The sequence below is a fragment of the Ruegeria sp. CDSA033 genome (genome assembly GCF_059612305.1).
Window position 1 is genome coordinate 32,992 of record NZ_JBXWQI010000022.1, and the last position, 21,197, is coordinate 54,188.

Genomic DNA, 21,197 nt, shown 5'->3' on the forward strand with positions numbered 1-21,197 from the left:
TTATCTTCTAGCATCCCGCCCTGTTTGAAGGAACATTTACCTCCTGTATCGCATCTGTTCCTTGGCAAAGCCGGGGTCATTGTGGCTTTGGCGTTACGTCTGGCGAGACTGGAACGGGGGAAAACGCTTCTTGCATGATTTCCTGACGTAACGGCGGTAATGAATAGGTAAGAAAAACAGGCGGAAAATCGCAATGAGAGCAAGCAGCAGAGTATCTGGCTTCGTCGCGGCAGCTTTGGCAATTCATGCGGTGCCGCGCGTGGCCACGCCACAAGAGGCCGAAGTTACCGGGCTGACGCAAAGCTTTGGGATTTCCTCGTCGGTGCGGGTGAATGACAATTTCGGGCTGGACGAACCATCGCTGGGAACAACCACGCTGTGGGACAATACTGTCACTTACGACCTGCTGAAAGAAACCCCTCTGGATCGACTGTCGCTGGGGTTAAGCGGTATCTTCCGGTTTTCTGATGTACCTCAACAGTCCAGCGAATTTGAGTTCGACTCTCCCTCGGCAGCGTTCAATTATGGCCGTTTCGGAGCCAACAGCCTGCTTGATTTGAATTTAGGCTATAGTGAAATTGACCTGAATTTTGAAGACCCGCTGCGCCGTATTGACGAAGATTTTGATAGCACTGACGACGATCTCATTTTGGACGACGGGACCCGTAAAACGACTAACGCGGGGCTGGAGTTCGAAACCGGGGTAAGTGATCCATTCGGCTTTGGTCTGTCCTCAAATTATTTACACGTCGATTATGACGACACCACTGACCCCTCTCTGTTTGAACGCGAGACAATATCCAACGAAGTATTCGGGCGCTTCAGATTTTCCCCGGTGCTGGAAGGCCGGTTGAGCTTTGCGCAGTCAGATTACCAGGCAGAAGACGCTGAAGGTACAGATAGGACCAGCAAATTCACGAACTTCTCGCTAACATACGACATTGACCCTGCAACCCTTCTGGAAGCCACGATCGGCTACACTGACATCGATGAAACTCAGGAAGTCGGGGTGGATTCCCGAGAGCGCGGAGTGGTCGGAAGCCTGGGTCTGGTTCGCGAGATGCCCAACGGAAACGCCGGGGTCGAGCTGGGGTCGGATTTGAGCATCAACGGGCGCCGTAACACCATTCTTTTCGAGCGCGCCCTTGAATTGCCGTTGGGCGGGCTTGAGGCAGGTTTGGGGCTTACGCGCGGCCCGCTGGGCGAGACTAATCCGATCGGTAACCTGCAATATACTCATGAACGTCCGCGTTCCAGGCTGACAGTTGGGTTTGATCGCAGCTACCGGACTAATGATCGCAGCGAAGAAACCCGTCGCACCCGCGCGTTCCTGGGATATGAGTTCACGATCAATCCGATTTCATTCATGACCTTCAATCTCGACTACGCCAGCGTATCGTCGATTGGTGACGGCACCGCAGAAGACAACAAGGTCGGGACGTTCCGCACAGCATATGTACGCGACCTGACAGCCGATTGGGATTTCTCAGTCGGCTACGAGTACATAGACTACGAAACCGAAAGCGATCCGCGTGCAAATTCCAACGAGGTATTCTTTACGCTTTCGCGAAGCTTCACGACTCGTTGATATATCTGCCGCGCCGAATTCCTGTCAGCGCAACTTTATGATACGCTCCGAAAAGTCCGATGCGTTCCCGTTTACCAGTGTCCTTTTGTTAGTTTGAGAACGGTAAGATTTTATGGCTGATACACGTGCCTATTCTGCGATTTTTCGCGATTTGCCGACCATAAACCCCGCAGGGCTGGCGTGGTTCTTACTTCTTTTGGCAGGATCTGTTCCGATATTCTGGATCGGTCTTGTGTCGTTGGGGCAGGCCTGGGCCACACCGGAATACAGCCATGGCCCTCTGATCCCGATCATCTCGCTATATCTTTTTCTGCGCGAAATGCGCGGGATGCCACCGCCCGACGCAAATGTGACGGACCGCTGGCCCGGGATCATTGTTGTCTTTCTGGCTTTGATGCTGGCGGTCTTTGGCAACCTGACCCGTATCCCTGACATCGTCACTTATGCGATGATCATCTGGGTGGGTGGTGTGGTTCTGGCCATCTTTGGCTGGAAACGGGGCCGGTATCATCAGTTGCCGGTCATACATCTGGTGTTCATGTTACCCCTGCCGCAATTCCTGTATTGGAAACTGACGATATTTTTGCAGTGGGTCTCTTCGGCGATTGGTGTCTGGCTGGTCGATCTGGCAGGCGTGACCGTCTTCCTTGAAGGCAACGTGATTGATTTGGGCGTCTATAAACTACAGGTGGCGGAAGCCTGTTCCGGGTTGCGCTATCTGTTCCCAATCCTCAGCTTCTCCTATCTCTTCGCTCTGCTCTATCGCGGGCCGATCTGGCACAAACTGGTGCTGCTGCTGGCTGCCGTGCCCCTGACCATATTGATGAACTCGGTGCGGATCGGAGTAATCGGCATTCTTGTGGACAGTTACGGGATCGGAGCCGCCGAAGGATTTCTACATTTCTTCGAAGGCTGGGTGATCTTTCTGTTCTGCATCGCGATCCTGTTCGCCATGGCCATCTTTCTGCAGCGTCTGGGGTCGGACCCGAAACCCCTTTCCGAGGCGATTGATCTTGATACACACGGGTTTGGCCGAATTGCTGTTCAGATTCTGGCGATCCGGCCGTCCTTTGCGCTGGCCTCGGCAGCCCTGCTGACATTGACCATATCGGCCGCCTGGGCCTTGCAGCCCGAGCCTGACGCCCGGCCGGTTGACCGCGATCCATTCTCTCTGTTTCCGCGTCAGTTGGGTGACTGGTCAGGGTCATCCGCGCAGCTGGACCCCAATGTAGAACGCGTGCTTGGGGCCACCGATTATCTCAACGCGACCTATGCCCGGCCCGGGGAGGCAGGCTATATCAACATGTTCGTGGCTTTTTATGACAAGCAAACCGAAGGCTCGGGTATCCACTCTCCGGAAGTGTGCTTACCGGTGGGGGGATGGGAAATCTTCAGCCTGAATCCCCATGAGGTCACGTCTGGTTTGGAAGAGTATGGGACCTTCACAGTAAATCGCGCGGTGATTCAGAAAGGTCTGTCCCAGCAGTTGGTCTATTACTGGTTCGAACAGCGGGGCAAACGGCAGACCAATGATTTCCAGGCTAAAATGGGTGTCGTCATTGACAGTGTCACGATGGGCCGCACGGATGGAGCGCTGGTGCGCTACGCCACACCGATCGCCGCGGACGAAAGCGAAGCCGATGCGGATGCCCGTTTGATCGAATTCATGGGTCACAGCATGGGCAGACTGCCGCGTTTCGTTCCGATTTAAGGGATCTCTTGGGCGCGCAACCCCGATTTTTCAACTGTTAACTGTCTCTAAAGGGGAAACAATGTGATCGAAAGCGTTGTAATCCGAACAAGGAAGAATCGCTGAGGAACAGGGGCTCTCAGACGGCGGAGACGTTTACCTTTTGGTTGTTTTCGGTGAATATCATGCGTCTTGAAGGGCGATATTTGGCGCGTATCTATGCCGAAATAAACGAATTTTGGCAAAAAAGTGTCAAATCCATCAAAATTCTTCCAAGATACTGAAAAAAAAGATATATTGTATTGTGAAGACCCTTCTGGGCATGTGTGGCTGCATTTCAGCCGGTAACAAGTTTTGTGATGTGAGACGTTTGAGATGAAACTTAGAAAACTTATAGCCGTTGCGGCCGTAGCCACATTAACTCTGAGTGGGGCGGCATCTGCATTAACTGTGAAAATGAAGGGACCTGCAGCAGGTTCTTATGAATATCTGGGGGTCCATGCGGATGGGGTCGCCACGTATCGTAACGTCGGAGCCGGCGCATTTGCCCTTAAAGACAGAACGCCCGCACCAAACAACGTGTTTGGGAATTTCGTTGCGTTTTGCCTGGATCTGGCGGCCAATGCTCCTCATGGGCGGTACAATTACTACAGTGTAACCGATACACCGTTTGCAAGCCTCAACCTGATTGCGAGCGGTGCGATACACCGTATCCAGTCACTGTTCGACGCCGTATACACCGCCGGTCTTGCGACGGACGATACAAAAACATCGGCAGCATTTCAGGTTGCGCTTTGGAATGCCGTTTATGACACTGACAACAGTGTTAACGGCGGTTCCTTCGTTGCATGGGGGAACTCCGGCGTACTTAGTCTGGCAAACCAGTATCTGGCGGCCGCAAGCACCTATGCGGGCGATAAGAAATGGAACCTCAGCTATCTGGAAAACGAGAATTATTATCGTCGCCAGAATTTGGTTACCGCGTCACCGGTTCCGATTCCTGCAGCCGGCTTGATGTTGCTGGGGGCATTGGGGGGGCTGACCCTTCTGCGCCGACGCCGCAAGATCGCTGTCTGATATCAGCGATTTATAAGCTTACAAGGAAAGGGTTGCCTAACGGCGACCCTTTTTTATTTGCCATGGCAGATTTGGCCGGGCCGGGCTTTTGGTCAAAAATCCGCTCAGTAAAGTACAGTAACGATTTTTTAATAGACGTCCGTCAAATTAACTCTACTTTAAGGTGCAAAGATTCGATCCGCAGCTAAGGAGTGTTGTCATGGGAGTTCTCGTGCTAGCCACTATGATGGGTAGTATCGCTGCTTTTGTGGCACTGGCGACCGGATACGGGTGGATGGCTGCGGGGGCGTTTTTTGTCCTTGCTGGTCTGGCCAGTATTCCGCTGGTTATCTTACCCATTCTGGGGCTCTGCGCCTTGCGCAAGCGCTGGGTGCAGCGCGATCAGCAAAAAATCTATAGCTGATTGATAAGGCCGCCTTCCCCCTTCAACCGGGTTGCCAAACTGTTCTGAGCCCGTTCTGTTTATCTCATTACGATCCGCCGCAAAGTACCCAAAAAATTACGCACTGTCAGCAATAGCCCCGCATCCCAGGTGTTTCGCAGCAAATGAAACCCATCATATCTGGGTGCTGGCTTTCCAGCCAGTTTCAGCGCGAGCAATCTGGGTAGGGTAAAGCGCCGCTTTCCCTTTTGCCCCGGCTGCATTGCCAGAATGCCCTCTGCATCGAATGGTTTAGCCTCAATCGCGCCACCAGCCATGGCGTCCTGCAAAATTCGTTCTCCGTTCTCTGTTCGGCTGACGATCAGCGACACCCCTTCGCGCTCTTCGAACAGGGGATAGCCGCGCTCATCCGTTTCCCACGCGTCGGCGCACACGATATCGGCAAAACCACCTGTGCCGTCGGGGCAGATACGACAGCGAAACTGAACATGTCCCGAAAGAATACCGCCCCAGCTGTCGGCGTAACTCATCTCCCGGATGGATCCGTCCGCCATCGTTGCCTTGGCAAATCCGGGCCATCCGTCTCCGCGGAAACGGAATGCCACGACCTGATCGGGATCGCCCCCCATCTTTTCGACGACCTTTCTGGCACCGTTGATGCTGGGCACGCCGGCGCAAAAAAATGACAGCATCACCGGAAACCGTTCCTGCACACGCGGATCAATTCGCGCCAGTGACCGCAGCGCCGCGACGTCGCAGGGTTTTCCGACAAATGCGGTGCGGCGGCCCCCTGTCAGCCAGCGTTCCAGCCCGTCCAGCGGCGCCGAGGGCGCATATCGGGAACCGGCTGCCTGGAAAACCTGCTCGGCATTGATGCTTGTTACCGTGCGGTTACCGAATGGCAGGTCGGGGGCCGCTCCGGTCTGCAGGACGTGATCGATCGTTCCGCTTTCCAGAAGATGTACAAGAATGGCTGACAACGCACCGCCCGACGATCCGTTCTGGCGTAACGCCGGATCTGTTGCATATCCTGTATACAGGCCGGTCATCGGCCCCCAGAGCGGATGATCCCGGCGCCCGCCGGGGTCTTGCGTCAGCCCAAGCCCCGGGCAGACCGCGGCGACTTTTTCCTCAGCCTCTTCAGATATCCCGGCCTTCTGCACAGGCCTCAAAAACCCGTCCTGCGAGTATTCCATAGTGACAGCATCCGGGGCTATTGTCGCACATCCGCCGCATCCGGCGCACAGCTGCCCGCGCGCGATCTTTTGCAGTGTCGGGGAAGGTTGAAACACAGTATCTATTGTTTTGCTACTGCAGCGGTCAGAGCGCAGCATGCGCGCAATTCCGTCGAGGCGTTCTTTTCCAATTCACCCGCATTCCACTCGTCTCCAAACAAACTCATTTCAAAAATATCCATGGTGCCAAAAACCGGGATCAGACTGGCATCTCCGCCCTTCTCGATAAAGCCCTTTTCCCGGAAGTTCTTGGCAACTCCATGACTTTTTCGTAAATATCACCAAAAAAACACATACCTTCCAGATAGGTGTATGCGCACACCCGATTGGTATACTATCCATACGTTGACGAGGAAATGTGTGAGCGATGACGGCAACAACGAGCAGTTCCTTCTCTAACTCGGCAGAGCCTGCCGGTGCTGTTCGCGGACATCGCATGCCGTGGTTACTTCGCCTGTTCATTCTGTCCCTGGTGATCCCGTTCTTCTTTCAGCTTGGCCCGATACAGATGAGTGCCTCGCGCTTCCTGCTTACGCTTTGGATCGTGCCGGGACTGATCATGTGGATGCAGGGCAAAGCGGGACGTATCCGCGTCGCTGACCTGGCCTTGCTGGGGCTGTGCTTGTGGACAGCGATAAGTTACTTTGCTCTGCATGGCCCGTCGCTCGCGATTGAGCCGTCCGGTATCTATTTTATCGAAACTATGGGCGCGTATTTCATGGCGCGCTGCTTCATCCGGAATGCGGATGATTTTTATGCGGTCGTCCGGATGTTTTTCTGGATCATAATGGTGCTGATGCCGTTTGCCCTTTATGAAACGCTGACGACGCATAACATCCTGCTGGAACTGGCGAACAAGATCACGTTCTCGGGCTGGAATGTGTGGAAGGAACCGCGCTGGGGCCTGGACCGGGTGCAGAGCGTTTTCCAGCATCCGATCCACTTCGGAGTGTTCTGCGGCGGGCTGATCGCCCTGACCTATTATGTTCTGGGCTACGGGAAATCTTTCGTGCGGCGCTGGTCTCAGACCATTCTGGTTACCGGAACAGCGTTTCTGGCCTTGTCTTCCGGCCCCCTGACTGCGGTTGTCGCACAGATTGCACTGATTATCTGGGATCGGGGGCTGCGCAAGGTCCGGCAGCGCTGGGTCATCCTCAGCAGCGGTATTCTGTCAATGGTCGTTGCGATCGAGATCGCGGCCAACCGATCAACGCCAGAGATTTTCATTTCGCTTTTCGCCTTCAATACGTCAACCGCCTACTCGCGTATCCTGATCTGGCACTTCGGCACCATTTCTGTCCAGATGCACCCGCTTTTTGGTGTTGGCTTGGGAGAATGGTTCCGGCCCGAATGGAAGAGTAGCAGTCTGGACATGTTCTGGCTGCATCCTGCAGTCACCAGCGGCCTGCCCGCCGCCATTTTCATGCAACTGGCGTTTTTTGGGCTGTTTCTTCCGATTATTTTCAAGTCCGGGCTGAGTGACCGGTCTTCCCACTTCAGGACAGGGTATCTGGTCTGCATGATGGGTTTTTTCCTGGGGGGCTGGACCGTCCATTACTGGAAGGTCGTTTATATATTATTCATTTTCCTGCTGGGTGCCGGCGCATGGATTCTCGACGATGACAACCGGCATGATCAAAACACGGCGGACTCGGCAGAAGATAAATCTGGTCGCAAAGACCGGAATTACAGGCGTACTGACTCAGCGCCGCGATACACCCGTTATGACGCCAAGCATTCGCGCAGGACGGACACGTGATGTTTCGCTTCCGCATGGCGTTGTTTCTCGCGGGAAGCCTCTGTTCGCTAATCATCCCGCCCGCACCCGCATTTGCCGATGGTGACAAACTCCTGAAGGAGTTGGCTAAGGCCCGGGGCGGCGAGATGATCCGGTTGCCAGCTGGCGATTACGGGGATGTCGTGTTGTCGAACCTCGATTTCCGGGAACCTGTGCAGATCAGGTCAATCGATCCCGAAAATGCAGCGCGCTTTCGGTCGCTGCAGATCGACACTGTTCGCGGGTTGCATATAGACGGAATCACTGTTGCCCATCCGGGGAACGGGGCGGCGGCTTCCAAAGTTGTTTCGATTGAGAACAGCCACCATGTGGAATTTCTGAATTCCGAAGTTCATGGCCTAGAAGACAATGATTACTTCGGCCACTACGGGATTTATGCCAACGGCAACACCGACATCAAGATCAGCGGCAACTATGTCCATGATGTCAAAAACGGCCTTGTCATCTATCCCAACCAGGGGATCGAGATTTCCGACAACCACGTCGATTATATTGGAAGCGACGCGTTCAAGTTCATCGGGATTACTGACTTCCTGATCGAGAACAACACAGGCGGCGGCCACGTTTACCCGCTTGCCGGCGCTGGCTGGCATCTGGACTTCATGCAGTTCCAGGGTACCGGGTCATCGGACGGGGTTATTCGCGGCAACGTGTTTCTTGCCCAAACCGATGATGCTGCAGGGTCGCAGGGGATTTTCCTGAAAGGCGGGACCTTCAACAACATCCTGATCGAACAGAACATCATCGCCACCGGCATGTTCAACGGCATTGTAGTGAGTGGTGACCCGGGCACTTCGGAAATGGTTGTCCGCGACAACACTCTGATCAATATCCCGGATACCATTCACAAGGCGACGGTTGTGCGAGTGAAGGATGGATCGGATGTTTTGGTTGCCGGCAACTTAATGGGCCATGAAAAGGGCCGTCTGGTAGACGGCAATTTGTTGTTGCAGACCAAACAACGTGGTCAGCCGTATCACTACAATACGGTTTTCGCGAAGGGTCTGCCCCATCTTGGTATGACGATAGATGACTTAACACCTGTCGAAGGCGGCCCTGCAGAGGAATTTGGGGCGCACAAGCGTCTACGGGACTTATTGAATCCGTAGAATGTTCTGAAGCCCAAAACCTCTGTCAGTCATGATTATTGATTTTCGCGGCGAATCTCCAGCCGGGAGAGGCGGGAAGCAATCAAAGCATCACGATTTTCGGGTGCTAAGAAGACGTTTTACTCATCAAATGATCCTATCTTCTGGATCGGTAAAGCTTTTATCTAAGTGAATAAAGTACAATAAAAACAAATGTATATGGGATTGCGGAATCGAATTTAAATTGACCGGAATTCAACGGGAAAATGGGTGAAACTCCACCTTCAGAGTTGATCTGTAAGGGCTGTTTTCCCAGGATTGGGGGGTGTAACTGAGCACAACAGAAGTGAATTGAGGCCTTCGCCGGATTTAATCTTGGGTCTTTCCTCCAGAAAAATTGCTCGGGTATGGCAATTTTTTGCCAATAGAGCCTTTACCCAGGGGAAGCTCGTGATTTGTATTGCCTAATATTTTGTAAATAAAAGAAACTTAGTGAGATTTACCTCATATAAAAGAGGTCACTGAGGGGGCCGGAACCTAAATCGCACAGGATATTCAAAAGTACCATGCGGGAATAATGCCGATATTATTTGCGCCGCTTGATAGGGAAAGTTCTACAAAGTAGTAGATTGAATGACGTCAATAAATAACCACAAAAATAACACACTCACGAGGCCGGTAAATCTCGAAAAGACCACATAAATAACACACTTGCGGGTCAGCGTTACCGACAAGTCAAGTGTGAGTATCCGCATTTTGGCGTCTGAACATAGCGTCAAATGCCTGTCCTGTGCCGTGGGACTAAAGGGATGATCCTCGGCGCGCTGATTAAAGAGTTTCCAACCGCAACCACTCACGGCGGCAACACTGCTTGTCGCATGAAGCCAAAATGAGGCACTATCATAATGGCAACCATCAACGTATCAAACGCGTCACAGCTTTTGTCGGCCCTTTCTTCTGCTCAGGGCGGAGACACGATCGTTCTTGCATCCGGAAACTATGGTTCCGTTGATCTCAAGAACCTCAGCTACAACAGCATGGTCACTGTCAAATCGGCGAACCCGGATAAACCGGCGTTTTTCTCGAATCTTGACGTCGACAACGTCAGCCACTTGCGGATTGACAGCATCGAGGTCGGAGACAGCGGGAATGGCAGTCAGGCATCCAGGGTTGTTTCGATCACGAACAGTGACAATGTGGAATTTCTGAATTCCGAAGTCCATGGCCTGGAAGACAATGATTACTTCGGCCACTACGGAATCTATGCCAACGGCAACACCGACATCAAGATCAGCGGCAACTATGTCCATGATGTCAAAAACGGTCTGGTCATCTATCCCAACCAGGGGATCGAGATTTCCGACAACTACGTCGATTATATCGGAAGCGACGCGTTCAAGTTCATCGGGATTACTGACTTCCTGATCGAGAACAACACAGGCGGTGGCCACGTTTACCCGCTCGAGGGCGCTGGCTGGCACCTGGACTTCATGCAGTTCCAGGGTACCGGATCATCGGACGGGGTTGTTCGCGGCAACGTGTTTCTTCCCCAAACCGATGCGGCTGTATCGTCGCAGGGGATTTTCATGAAGGGCGGGACCTTCAACAACATCCTGATCGAACAGAACATCATCGCCACCGGCATGTTTAACGGCATCAAGGTGGAAAGCACCGGGGGATCGTCTGGTATCGTCATGCGTGACAATACTGTGGTCAACATCCCCGACACCGTTCACAAGGCGTCGATCATCATCGGTGCGAATTCCGGTTCGGGGAACCTTGTCACTTCCTATACCGAGGTGGCCGGGTCGAATTACCAGGCTGATACGGACGACTACGGCCAGATATTTCAAGGTGATATCCGCCTTGGTCTGACGCTTGAAGATCTGCGCCCCGTCAGCGGAAGCCCTGCCGAAGAATTCGGTGCTCATGAACGGCTTGCGGAACTGCTTGACGGCACCTCCTATGTTCCCGAGCCAGCTCCGGTTGAACCCGCACCGGTAGACCCGGCACCGGTTGATCCCGCACCGGTAGATCCGGCGCCGGAAAAACCTGCACCGGTTGACCCCGAGCCAACCGTTCCGGATACCGGCGGAAACGTGCCCGACAAGCTTGACGGCGCCGCCTTCAGCATGCTGGGGACGCAGGAATTCAGCGGCTCCAAAAGTGATGTGGTCGAGGTCGCCCACACCAACGATCTGTCGCTGGAAACCGGGACCATCGCGCTCAGCTTCAATGCGGATACCGTTTCGGGCCGGTATGGTCTGCTGACCAAGGATGCCAGCTATTATGCAGGTGGCGGTAATCACCTGGCTGTCTATATCGACAAGGGCTCGCTGGTCGTGCGCTTCCAGGACGGTTCCGGTGACGAGATCGTCCGTATCCCTGGGATAAACGCAAACCAGGATTACGATCTGCAACTCACTTTCGGTGACAACGAGGTCGGAGTTTGGCTGAATGGCCAGCAGGTACATACCGCCGACTTTTCAATGAACCTGGCAGACAACGTCGAACATCTGCAGATTGGCGGGCTTGGCTGGGGCAGCGCCTCGGGTAGTGCAGGCTTTGGCAATGCGTTTGATGGCACAATTTCCGACGTTGTGATCGTCGAGGGGAAATGGTCGCCTGAGCAAATGCAGGAGTTTGTTTACGGTTCTCAGCCGCTTCCTGAGACTCCGGTTACTGAACCGGAAGCGCCTGTTACCGAGCCGGAAACACCCGTGACCGAGCCGGAAGCACCTGTTACCGAGCCGGAAGCACCTTCGGACGGCACAGCCAAAACAGTATTCGAAGAAGGCGAGTCTGAGTTCAACGGTAAGACAGGAAGCATCATCAACCATGACCACGATCAGGCGCTGGAACTGGAGGAAGGCTCAATCGCCTTTACCTTCAACGCAGATGACCTGAACGGTCGCCAGGGCTTGCTGTCCAAGGATGCCAAGAACTACGACGGTGGGGATCACCTGTCTGTTATGCTGGAGGGTGACGACCTGGTTCTGCGTTTCCAGGATGCCGAGACAAAAAGCGATGCGTATATGAGGGTAGAAGGCATCAAGGCCAATCAGGACTATGATGTTCAGGTCTGGTTCGATGGCGAAGAGATCGGCCTGTCTGTGGATGGCGAACTTGTGGAAACACAAGAGTTTGATTTCGACCTGACCGCGAACCAACAGACTCTGCAGATTGGTGGTCTGGGTTGGAGCAGTTCCAACGGTGGCGACTCTGTCAGAAATGCCTTCAATGGCACGGTGTCTGATGTTCAGATCCTGGACGAAGCGCTGCACGTCGAAACCTTCGATCTGCTGGCCTGATACCGCGCACATACGTGCCTTAAAACATACAAGCCGCCAGAGATTTTTCTGGCGGCTTGTTGCGTTCAGGCGGCCAGGCTTCGGAAATTCGCCCCGGGTAATTCAGGCTGCCCCCAAATGAGACCGTGTCCTGGAATTCCGGGGCATACTGGTTGTTCTGTCTGTGGTCGGTTTCTCCTATCCCAGCCGCAGCTTTCGGGCATAGAACGCTTCGGCCAGTGCGTCCGGCGCATTGCATTCCAGACCGCGCAGCCGCATCAGGCCGCGAAATGTCAGGTCGTCGAACCAGTGCTTGCCTGCCTGCGATGCAAAACACTCCATCAGCAATGCGATCTTTGCGTCTGTATCTGCGGTAGAGGCAGGAACGAAGACGTTGGGTGCACCCATACCGCCATCCCATTTCGGGATCTCGTATTCCAGGATCGTATGATCGCGGAACGTGTTCCAGGTCAGTTCTGACAGGATGCGGTGATCCTGATGCAGATCCTGCTTGTATTGGGTCAGGATCAGGTCTGGATTATGCACCTTCAGCGTTTCCAGAAACGCCTTCACCTCAGCCCATTGATGCGGGAAATGGCCGTCGCGGAAATCCTTCAGTACGACCTCAGACGATCCCGCACCTTCCAGAAAGCGTTCGGCGCTGGCCCGGGCCTCTTCGCCGCGGACGCCCGAGGCGGCACAGACCACCCAGACGATATGGGCATCTGGATTATCGCGAATAAGTCGCAAAATGGTTGCGCCCGCACCGATTTCGATATCGTCGCTATGGGCGCCGAGGCAGAGCACCGTACCGAGAGTTCCAAGGCCGAGTTCACGCATCGTCTCAGTCGTCCTTCCAGACCTGCCAGGGCGTATTCCCGGCGGCCACCCGATCATCCAGTGCCTGCTTTTCCTTGAACGTATCCATGCAGGTCCAGAAGCTTTCATGTTGATGGGCATAAAGCCGCTTTTGTTGGACCAGACGTTCGAACCCTTCGATCACCAGTTCCTCGCCTTCATGCAGATTGTCGAAAATCTCCGGCCGCAGAGCGAAATAGCCGCCATTCATCCACATGCCTGATTCCTTGATATCCGAGATCTGCGCCACGCGGCTATCGCCGCCGAAAGACACAAGGTGGAAGGAATATGGCGGTTTCACACAACAGAAACCTGCGACCGCGTCGGTGGCGGAAAACCCGCGGACCATCTCGTCAAGATCGAGGTTGGTCAGCGTATCGGCATAGTTGGCCAGAAACATCTCCTCACCTTCCAGATGCTCGCGCACGCGCAGAAGGCGGCCACCGATATTGGTGTTCTGACCGGTATCGACAAAGGTAATGCGCCAGTCCTGAATGTCGCTTTGCAGCACGTCGATCTTGGCACCGCCGTTTTCGAAGACGAAGTCGTTATTCACCCGCTCATCATAGTCCAGGAAGAACTGCTTGATCGTTTCGCCTTTGTAGCCCAGGCAGATGATGAAATCCTTGTGCCCGTAAGACGCATAATACTTCATGATATGCCACAGGATCGGACGCCCGCCCACCGGCACCAACGGCTTGGGGATCTGATCGGAATAATCCCGCAACCGGGTTCCCTGACCACCACAGAACAAAACGACTTTCATAATTGGTCCATTTCCTTTTGTTTAGGCGCGCGCCCGGGTTTCCTGTGATGTCAGCACCGTGGCTTCGGGAACAAAAACCACCAGTTCTGCGCCCCATTCGGCGGTATAGGCCAGCTGTTCAGCGATCTCGTCGCGGAAGTTCCAGGGCAGGATGACAATCACGTCCGGCTTGGTTTCGGCGATCTTGTCAGGATGGTGAATCGGAATCCGGGACCCGGGCAAATAGCGGCCCTGTTTGTAGGGGTTACGATCCACCGTATAGCTGATGAGGTCGGTCTTGATCCCACAATAGTTCAGGAAGGTGTTCCCTTTGCCGGGCGCACCATAGGCGGCGATCTGTTTGCCGGCGCGCGCCGCAGCGATCAGGTATTCCAGTGCCTTGCGTTTCGTCTCGCGTACCTGTTCGTCGAAAGAGGCATAGGTTTCCATCCGGTCCAGCCCGGCGGCCAGTTCCTGGTTGCGGAAGGCCACAAGCCGGTCGGTCACCGGTTTGGTGTCGTCTTCCTCGTGGCGGCCGATGATGCGCAGTGACCCGCCATGGGTTGAGACCTCTTCGATGTCGAACAGCCGGATGCCGTGATGGGCAAAGACCCGTTCTGCCGCAATCAGCGAGAAATAGCAGTAATGCTCGTGATAGACCTGATCGAACTGGTTGCCTTCCATGGTGGCCAGAAGATGCGGGAACTCAATCGTCATCACCGCACCGGGCTTCATCATGATCTTCAGTCCGGCCACGAAATCGTTCAGATCGGGCACTTGCGCCAACACGTTCTTGCCCAGGATCAAATCCGCCCGCCGCCCTTGTGCGGCCAGCTTTTGGGCCGTCTCGACGCCAAAGAACGCGACCTCGGTCGGAACGCCTTTGTCGATGGCGACCTGCGCTACGTTTTCCGCAGGTTCCACCCCGTAGCAGGGGATATCGAGCGCTACGAAATGCTGCAGCAGATAGCCGTCATTGCTGGCCACTTCGACAACCTGACTGTCGGACCCCAGCCCGAAACGGTCTTTCATGTCATGGCAATAGCGACGCGCATGTTCCACCCAGCTGTCTGCATAGGACGAGAAATAGGCATACTCGGTGAATATCTCCTCGGCCGGGACGAACTCGTCCAGCTGGGCCAGGTGGCATTCGTGGCAAACGAAGGCATGGAGCGGATAGAACGGCTCCATTTTCGAGTAGTTTTCTTCGGCGACATAGCTTTCGCACAATGGCGACATGCCGAGATCGACCAGCGTATGCTTGAGGTCTGTGCCGCAAAACCGACAGGGGAAGGATCCGGTAGGAGCTGACATGCGGGGCCTCTCTTGTTATTTCAATGCGTTTCGTATCAGGAATTGATCAGTTCCGGCGCAAGCCCAAGCTCCGCCAATTGTGCCGCTATCTCGTTACGGTAGATAGGATTCATCAACACGACAACATCGGGCGGATCTTCCGTCAGCGCCTGTGGCGAAATGATCTGCTGGCCGGTTCCGGCCAGATGCTTACCCTGTTTGTGTGGGTTGATGTCGACCACACGGGTGATCGTGTCGCGATCCTCCAGCATGTTGAGGAACCCAACCGCCTTGGCACCGGCACCCCAGGCCACAGCCCGGCGGCCCTCGGCGCGCCATTGTGCCAGCCGGTCGCGCCAGTCGGACATCTTGGTGTTCTGCGTTTCGCCAAATGCCGCGACATCGGCTGCCAGCTGCCCGAGATCGCCGGTGTCGTTGCCCGGATTGCCGGTATCCGTTCCCGCGGCCCGTGCTTCGATTGTCAGAAACTGCTTTTCAAAGGTCTCTTCCACGCGCAGCACGTCAAAGCCGCAGGCCGCAAAGGACCGGGTCAGGGATTCGACACTAAAATAGGAACAATGCTCGTAAATCACATCCCAGACCGAACCCTGCCGGATGATCAGATCAGTGTCCGGCACTTCGAAATAGATCACTGTACGGTCCGGATCGGTGATTGAACGCCGGATCATTCGCAGGAAATCATTCGGGGCCGGGATGTGTTCATAGACAAAGCGCGAGGCCAACAGATCGGCCTGCAGGCGGGCATGTTCTTCGCCATAATAGTCATTCGACCAGGTGATGCGGTCAGCGGCCGATGTGCTGACCCGCTCGCCCTCGTAGGAGGGATCAAAGCCGTACCCGGTATTGCCGCCGGCCTCGCAGAGCATGGCCAGAAAGTCGCCTTTGCCACAGCCGATATCGACCACGGTGCGCTGATGCAGCCCATAGGTGTCCACCAGACGGTCGACCAGTTTCTGCGAATAGTTCTGAAAGGTTGGCGAGAAATGCAGCGAGTTGTCGTATTGCTGATCGTATTCGATCCGGTCCGGATCGAAGGACACATTCCAGATAAATCCGCAATCGGGGCAGAAGGCCAGATCGATATCCCCCCGGCGGCAGGCACGGGCGCTGTCTGCATCCGGCCACAGCACGCCGATCAGTACCGGCTGGTCGGACAAGGAAAAGAACAGCGCGGCATGGTCCCCGCCGCAAACCGGACAGGCAGGCACAGAGGGTGTGGCGTGGGCGGTCATTGCGTTGGCTCCATTTTCGGGGCGGTGTCAGTTGTCAGGATTTCTGGGGACAGTTGCATGCTGGCAATCTGGGCGGCGATTTCGTCGCGATAGATACTGTTCATCACGATCACGACGTCCGGGCGCTCTGCGGTGAGGGCTTCGGGTGCCACGATGGGCGCGGCGCAGCCGGGCATGTAATGGCCCTGTCGAGCAGGATTGATGTCGACGACGCATGAGACGATCCTGGGATCGCCGACGGTGGTCAGAAACCCCACCGCTTTTGAGCCGGATCCCCAAAGCGCCACGCGCTGTCCCGCGCTACGCCAGGCGGCAAAGCGTTGTCGCCACCCGTCGATGCGGGCCCGTGCGGTATCGCGGAATTCTGCGACCAGCTTTGTGGTCTCGCCCAGATCGTCGGCCAGTTCAGATAGCGGTGAGGGCTGATCCGATACCGCAACTTCGATGATCAGGTATTGCTCACCATAAACCCGGCGCAGATCGAGCACATCGAACCCTGCCTGCCGGAAGGCCCGCGCCAGAGATCCGGCGGTGAAATAGCTGGCATGTTCATAATAGATGTCCCAGAACGCGCCTTCGATCAGGATGCGCCGCAGGTCCGGCACCTCAACGCCAAAGCGCAGACGGGCACCATCCCCGGCGGCTTGCCGCATCAGGGCCAGGAAACCCGCCACGTCGCCAATATGTTCCAGCGTGTGTCGACAGATCATGAAATCCGCGTCCACCGGTACATGGGCCTTGGTGAAATCCTTGGCATGGAAAGTCAGCCCGTCGGGTTCTGCGCTGCGGCCCGGCACGTAGGCCGGGTCATAACCGGTGCCACTGCAGCTGCCCTGGGCGCAGATCAGACGCAGGAAATCGCCCTTGCCGCACCCAATTTCAATCAGATGCCCACCCTTGAGGTCGAACCGGTCGATCCAGCCCTGTGCCAGATCGGAAACGAAAACATTGAACGTGGGCGAGCCGCCCTGCGCGTCCTCATATCCGGTGCCGTAATCGACCCGTGCCAGATCAAACCGGGCGTTGAAGGCCAGCCCACATTCGGGGCACCAGCACAGCGCCATGTCTCCGGTTGGAAAGCCAAGCGCGGTGGCGCGGTCCGGCAAAAGCAACGTGCTCTGTGCCGGAATGCCGGTCAGATCGTAGAGCGACAGTGTATTCCCGGACTGGTCGCAAGACGGGCAGATTGTGCCCCGTGCGCTTTTAGCCGACGCTTCACCGTCCCTGGTGATATTCGCAGATGTCACGGATCACCCCGCAGCAGCGCGGCGTTCCGTCCAGAATAGCTCCCCATCAAGCGCACCGCTGGCCATGTGATCCTGAAGGGTCTTCAGGCGGATAAAGCGCGAGCCTTCGAAATCCGCCAGCTCAAGCCCGTTATCCACATAAGCCTTGTGTAGTTCCTCAATGCCCATGGGCACTGTCCATTGCGGATCATAGCCCGGCAACCCGGTTTCGATCTTCGAGAAATCCACCCGGTAGCAGCGCTTGTCGGGTCCGCCGCCCGGCTCGTAAGCGATGCGGCTGCCCGGGACCAGCTGCTCCACATGCTCTGCAACGGCGCGCACCTGATAGTTCTCACTGGAGCGACCAACATTCCAGGCGGTGTTGTGGATCAGGTCGCGCGGAGCCTCCAGCGTGGCAAGGAAGGCCCGGCTGATATCTTCGATATGAACCAATGGTCGCCAGGGTGTGCCATCGCTTTTGATCAGAACCTCACCCTGCAAGAAGGCATATCCGACCAGGCTGTTGACCATCAGATCCGCCCGCAGCTTGGGTGAGGCGCCATAGGCCGTGGCATTGCGCAGGAAGACCGGCGAGAAATTGTCATCCGCCAGATCGGACAGGATCGCCTCACTGCGGACCTTGGATTCACCGTAGGGCGTGACGGGATTGAATTCGGCGCTTTCGTCCAGCACGTCCTCGGGGCTGGCAGCCCCATAGATCGAGCAGGACGACGAGAAGGCAAATCGCCCCACGCCTGCGGCTTTGGCCGCACGGCCAAGGGTCAGAGTCGCGTCCGCGTTGATGTCATAGGTGCATTGCGGATTGAGGTTGCCCATCGGATCGTTCGACAAACCGGCAAGATGGATCACCGCGTCGAAACCTTCCATGTCGGCAGGTCCCACATCGCGGATATCCTTGCGGATCACGGCGTCCGCCTCGGGCATCCCGGACATGTCACAATGTTCGAAATAGTAACTGTCGAGCCCGGTCACATGGTGCCCGCGTTCCTGCAGAAATGGGATCAGAACCCCGCCAATATACCCGTTATGACCGGTAACCAGAATACGCAACTCGCCAACCTCCTAAAACAACCCCTGGTCCGAAACGACACTGCATACCTGATGCTGTCGAACTCAGCGGCTTTCATTAAAATATATTCGCCCAGGCAAAGGTCATCGCTTTATGATTTTCCGGGTTTCCGGAGTGTAACTGAAAGCAACAGCGAGGGCGAAATCTAATCAAAATCGTACAATCTGAATACAAGGCCGCAACCAGAATTCAACCTTTTTGTCAAAAGCGTTCAAACCGTGATCTCTACGCTTCAGGTTACCAAATCACCTTGGAAGAGGAAGTCATCACTGGTTAACAACAGTCCGTATACATCATTGATCACACCGATTAATTCATCCTCGTCCCCGCCGGAGCCCACGAGCCAGATTGCGGTCCCTTCAGGCAGACCAGCTGCGTCTTCAGTCAGCACGTAATCCGCCGAAATCCCGGCCAGTTGAATTTGATCCGTTCCGGAAACAAAGTCCCAGGCATAGCCAAAATCGTTGACGCCACCGGTGCTGCCGTCGCCGTCATCGTAGTAGTTGCCGCTCAGATCACCGAAGACAAAAACATCCGCGTCTTCATTGCCGACCAGCACATCGCGTTCCCCCAATCCGGGCAGCGCGGCGTTGGTATCTACAGCTACCAGCAGGTCCGCACCATCGGTCCCCAAGATGATATCGTCACCCTTGATCTCGGCAAAGTCGAGATCGTGGAAGGTGACATCCCAATGGTGCGCGATCAGTGCGAAGGAACCATTCAGGGGATCCGTCATCACATCGGTCCCCTCAAGCAGCCACTCCACAGGTTCGCCGCTGCCTTCTTCCCAAATTTTGAAACGATAGGTCCTGTTGATCAGATCGGTCTGCTCTACCCGGATGGTCACGTTATATGTTGCGCCTTCGGTAAAGGTGAAAGGCGCTGTGTCGAGCAGGAAATTCCAGTTTGGATGCTCATGGAGTTCAAACCGGCTGTCATTCATATCGTAAAACGGCGCAACAATCGGGTTGTATCCGGAAAGTGGCTGCCAGCCCGAAATAGGATCATCTGTATGCCCGCCCCAGAGCATTCCGAAGCCAAGCCCTGCGCCATCTCTCGGGGTGCCGTTGTTGATGTCGTTGACCGTCAGAGACAGATTGACCTCGTAATTGTCCCAGGACTGATCTCCGAAAGTCAAAATACGGTCGTAACCAGGTTCTGCGGTCCGTACACCATCCGGGGTAATCGTCCATTCCCCGTCGACTACCTGAGCTACGTCCTGGATGTTCGTGACACCTGACCAGTCGACCACGTAATCGGGGGCCCAGGTCGTGCCGTTCTCATATTCGATCGTGACATCCTGGGTGTGGATGTCTCCGTTTGAATATGTCGCCGTTATGGTCACAACGTCATCAGCCGCGGATCCGTCCAGCGCTGCAAAGTCGAGGTCGATATTGAAATCCCCGTCTTCTTCAAGGCGGCGGGTATCGGGGCCGATGGAAAGCGTTTGTTCCGGGCCGCCATTCAGCGAATAGGTCAGAGAAACTAAATCCGTGGTATGAGCATTGCCCAGGATGTTTACCCATTGCTGCGACGCGCCCGGTGCACCAAAGGTCTGTACGTCCCCGTACCAGACATCAATTGGATCGCTCACTTCAAGGCTTACGGTTGCGGTGTCGGTGAACTGCCCGTCGGTGATGGTATAGGTGAAGCTGTCGCTGCCTTCATACCCGACATTGGGCGTGTAGGTCAGGGTGCCGTCGCCATTGTCGGCAATCGAGCCGTTCGCGGGTTGGGTGAAACTGTCCAGGTTCAGCGGATCACTATTGGGATCGTTGTCATTGACCAGCAGATCGCTGGCCACATTGATGGTCAGCACAGTATCGGGCAGGGCGGCCAGCGCGTCGTCGCTTGCCTCAGGCGGCTGAGGCACCATTATAAATCCTGCATCTTCATCGGCAATCGGGTCACTGGCAAATTCAAAGTAGTCCACCTGCGCGGTGTAGCCTGCGCTGGTCTGGGTGCTGCCGGCCAGCGGTCCGACCGCCGTGACGGTCAGCGCGTGGGTGAAGCTGCCGGCGGTGGTCCAGTTCACACCGTCGGTGGAATAGCGGAAGGTCCAGGTGTCTCCGGAGCGGGTAAGATCGAGGAATTCGGCGTTACCGCCGGGGATGACGACATTGAACCTCGGGCTGCTGCTGCCATTGACGGTGATGGCGGCAAAGGCCCGCAGGGTGCTGCCATCGGAATAGGTGTCGAACCGCAGCCAGTTGTCCGCGTCCTGCTCAACCAGGAAACCCTGCAGCTGATAGCGCTCGGACGGCGTGGTCAGGAACCTGGCCTCGACCTGGAAGTCGTCATCGGTCACATCCTGCAGCACCCGCGCGCCCCGGTTCTCACCATAGACATCGTAATTGCCCGCCGGTGTGGACAGGGTCAGAAAGGCGTCGCCAGCCGTGGTGTCCAGACCCGAAGCGGTGCCCGCAGGCCCTGCAAAGGTCCAGGCCGGGTCGAGCGTCCCGCCCGAGAAGTCGTCCGAGCTTGCGGTGCTGGCGGGGGGGGCTGGATTCACGGTCAGATTGACGGTTGCGGTGTCGGTGAGCTGCCCGTCGGTGATGGTGTATGTGAAGCTGTCGCTGCCTTC

At 55.6% G+C, this 21,197-nt stretch carries 15 protein-coding genes; 7 read left to right on the forward strand and 8 right to left on the reverse strand.

What is annotated here, in order from left to right; genetic code table 11:
• Positions 1 to 193 precede the first annotated feature (193 nt).
• The 4 genes from AC2FLA_RS19680 (at position 194) to AC2FLA_RS19695 (ending at position 4,758) form a co-directional block, all read left to right on the forward strand.
• Positions 194 to 1,588 carry a hypothetical protein gene (locus tag AC2FLA_RS19680; RefSeq protein WP_496724563.1) on the forward strand — a complete coding sequence of 465 codons (1,395 nt, stop codon included), beginning with the start codon at positions 194 to 196 and terminating at the stop codon, positions 1,586 to 1,588.
• Positions 1,589 to 1,700: 112 nt separating this feature from the next.
• A complete protein-coding gene (gene xrtD, locus AC2FLA_RS19685; protein ID WP_496724565.1) occupies positions 1,701 to 3,299 on the forward strand; it encodes a VPLPA-CTERM-specific exosortase XrtD in 1,599 nt (532 codons plus the stop codon).
• A gap of 435 nt (positions 3,300 to 3,734) precedes the next feature.
• Positions 3,735 to 4,355, forward strand: coding sequence for a VPLPA-CTERM sorting domain-containing protein (locus AC2FLA_RS19690; RefSeq protein ID WP_496724567.1), 621 nt, complete (start codon positions 3,735 to 3,737; stop codon positions 4,353 to 4,355).
• 199 nt (positions 4,356 to 4,554) lie between these two features.
• The gene (locus AC2FLA_RS19695) at positions 4,555 to 4,758 is read left to right on the forward strand and encodes a hypothetical protein (protein WP_496724569.1); all 204 of its coding nucleotides are present in this window, start codon (positions 4,555 to 4,557) and stop codon (positions 4,756 to 4,758) included.
• Between the two features lie 59 nt (positions 4,759 to 4,817).
• On the opposite strand, the gene AC2FLA_RS19700 is transcribed toward AC2FLA_RS19695, so the two are convergent.
• Positions 4,818 to 6,029 carry a Coenzyme F420 hydrogenase/dehydrogenase, beta subunit C-terminal domain gene (locus AC2FLA_RS19700; protein WP_496724571.1) on the reverse strand — a complete coding sequence of 404 codons (1,212 nt, stop codon included), beginning with the start codon at positions 6,027 to 6,029 and terminating at the stop codon, positions 4,818 to 4,820.
• A 379-nt stretch (positions 6,030 to 6,408) separates the two neighbouring features.
• On the opposite strand from AC2FLA_RS19700, the gene AC2FLA_RS19705 reads away from it, so the two are divergent.
• The 3 genes from AC2FLA_RS19705 (at position 6,409) to AC2FLA_RS19715 (ending at position 12,169) form a co-directional block, all read left to right on the forward strand.
• Complete coding sequence (locus AC2FLA_RS19705) at positions 6,409 to 7,731, forward strand: O-antigen ligase family protein (protein WP_496724573.1); 1,323 nt, start codon at positions 6,409 to 6,411, stop codon at positions 7,729 to 7,731.
• A complete protein-coding gene (locus tag AC2FLA_RS19710; protein WP_496724575.1) occupies positions 7,731 to 8,879 on the forward strand; it encodes a right-handed parallel beta-helix repeat-containing protein in 1,149 nt (382 codons plus the stop codon). The genes AC2FLA_RS19705 and AC2FLA_RS19710 overlap by 1 nt, the downstream gene beginning before the upstream one ends.
• Positions 8,880 to 9,763: 884 nt before the next feature.
• A complete protein-coding gene (locus AC2FLA_RS19715; RefSeq protein WP_496724577.1) occupies positions 9,764 to 12,169 on the forward strand; it encodes a LamG domain-containing protein in 2,406 nt (801 codons plus the stop codon).
• 177 nt (positions 12,170 to 12,346) lie between these two features.
• On the opposite strand, the gene AC2FLA_RS19720 is transcribed toward AC2FLA_RS19715, so the two are convergent.
• The 7 genes from AC2FLA_RS19720 to AC2FLA_RS19750 all read right to left on the reverse strand — a co-directional run.
• Positions 12,347 to 12,988 (reverse strand): PIG-L deacetylase family protein, encoded by a 642-nt coding sequence (locus AC2FLA_RS19720; protein ID WP_496724579.1) that lies wholly within the window; start codon positions 12,986 to 12,988, stop codon positions 12,347 to 12,349.
• A 4-nt stretch (positions 12,989 to 12,992) separates the two neighbouring features.
• Entirely contained in the window at positions 12,993 to 13,772 is a 780-nt protein-coding gene (locus tag AC2FLA_RS19725; protein WP_496724581.1) for a sugar phosphate nucleotidyltransferase, read from the reverse strand.
• Between the two features lie 21 nt (positions 13,773 to 13,793).
• A complete protein-coding gene (locus tag AC2FLA_RS19730; RefSeq protein ID WP_496724582.1) occupies positions 13,794 to 15,065 on the reverse strand; it encodes a methyltransferase domain-containing protein in 1,272 nt (423 codons plus the stop codon).
• A gap of 35 nt (positions 15,066 to 15,100) precedes the next feature.
• A complete protein-coding gene (locus tag AC2FLA_RS19735) occupies positions 15,101 to 16,297 on the reverse strand; it encodes a class I SAM-dependent methyltransferase (RefSeq protein WP_496724584.1) in 1,197 nt (398 codons plus the stop codon).
• Entirely contained in the window at positions 16,294 to 17,544 is a 1,251-nt protein-coding gene (locus tag AC2FLA_RS19740) for a class I SAM-dependent methyltransferase (protein WP_496724586.1), read from the reverse strand. The genes AC2FLA_RS19735 and AC2FLA_RS19740 overlap by 4 nt, the downstream gene beginning before the upstream one ends.
• Before the next feature lie 3 nt (positions 17,545 to 17,547).
• Positions 17,548 to 18,594, reverse strand: coding sequence for an NAD-dependent epimerase/dehydratase family protein (locus AC2FLA_RS19745; RefSeq protein WP_496724588.1), 1,047 nt, complete (start codon positions 18,592 to 18,594; stop codon positions 17,548 to 17,550).
• A 251-nt stretch (positions 18,595 to 18,845) separates the two neighbouring features.
• The coding region (locus tag AC2FLA_RS19750) for a cadherin-like domain-containing protein (RefSeq protein WP_496724590.1) at positions 18,846 to 21,197 on the reverse strand (2,352 nt) is incomplete at its 5' end.

What these genes read in the sequence shown, in the direction of transcription:
- AC2FLA_RS19680 (WP_496724563.1), top strand. Translation starts at nt 194, where the DNA reads ATGAGAGCAAGCAGCAGAGTATCTGGCTTCGTCGCGGCAGCTTTGGCA.
- xrtD (WP_496724565.1), top strand. Translation starts at nt 1,701, where the DNA reads ATGGCTGATACACGTGCCTATTCTGCGATTTTTCGCGATTTGCCGACC.
- AC2FLA_RS19690 (WP_496724567.1), top strand. Translation starts at nt 3,735, where the DNA reads ATGAAGGGACCTGCAGCAGGTTCTTATGAATATCTGGGGGTCCATGCG.
- AC2FLA_RS19695 (WP_496724569.1), top strand. Translation starts at nt 4,555, where the DNA reads ATGGGAGTTCTCGTGCTAGCCACTATGATGGGTAGTATCGCTGCTTTT.
- AC2FLA_RS19705 (WP_496724573.1), top strand. Translation starts at nt 6,409, where the DNA reads ATGCCGTGGTTACTTCGCCTGTTCATTCTGTCCCTGGTGATCCCGTTC.
- AC2FLA_RS19710 (WP_496724575.1), top strand. Translation starts at nt 7,731, where the DNA reads ATGTTTCGCTTCCGCATGGCGTTGTTTCTCGCGGGAAGCCTCTGTTCG.
- AC2FLA_RS19715 (WP_496724577.1), top strand. Translation starts at nt 9,764, where the DNA reads ATGGCAACCATCAACGTATCAAACGCGTCACAGCTTTTGTCGGCCCTT.
- AC2FLA_RS19720 (WP_496724579.1), bottom strand. Translation starts at nt 12,988, where the DNA reads ATGCGTGAACTCGGCCTTGGAACTCTCGGTACGGTGCTCTGCCTCGGC.
- AC2FLA_RS19725 (WP_496724581.1), bottom strand. Translation starts at nt 13,772, where the DNA reads ATGAAAGTCGTTTTGTTCTGTGGTGGTCAGGGAACCCGGTTGCGGGAT.
- AC2FLA_RS19730 (WP_496724582.1), bottom strand. Translation starts at nt 15,065, where the DNA reads ATGTCAGCTCCTACCGGATCCTTCCCCTGTCGGTTTTGCGGCACAGAC.
- AC2FLA_RS19735 (WP_496724584.1), bottom strand. Translation starts at nt 16,297, where the DNA reads ATGACCGCCCACGCCACACCCTCTGTGCCTGCCTGTCCGGTTTGCGGC.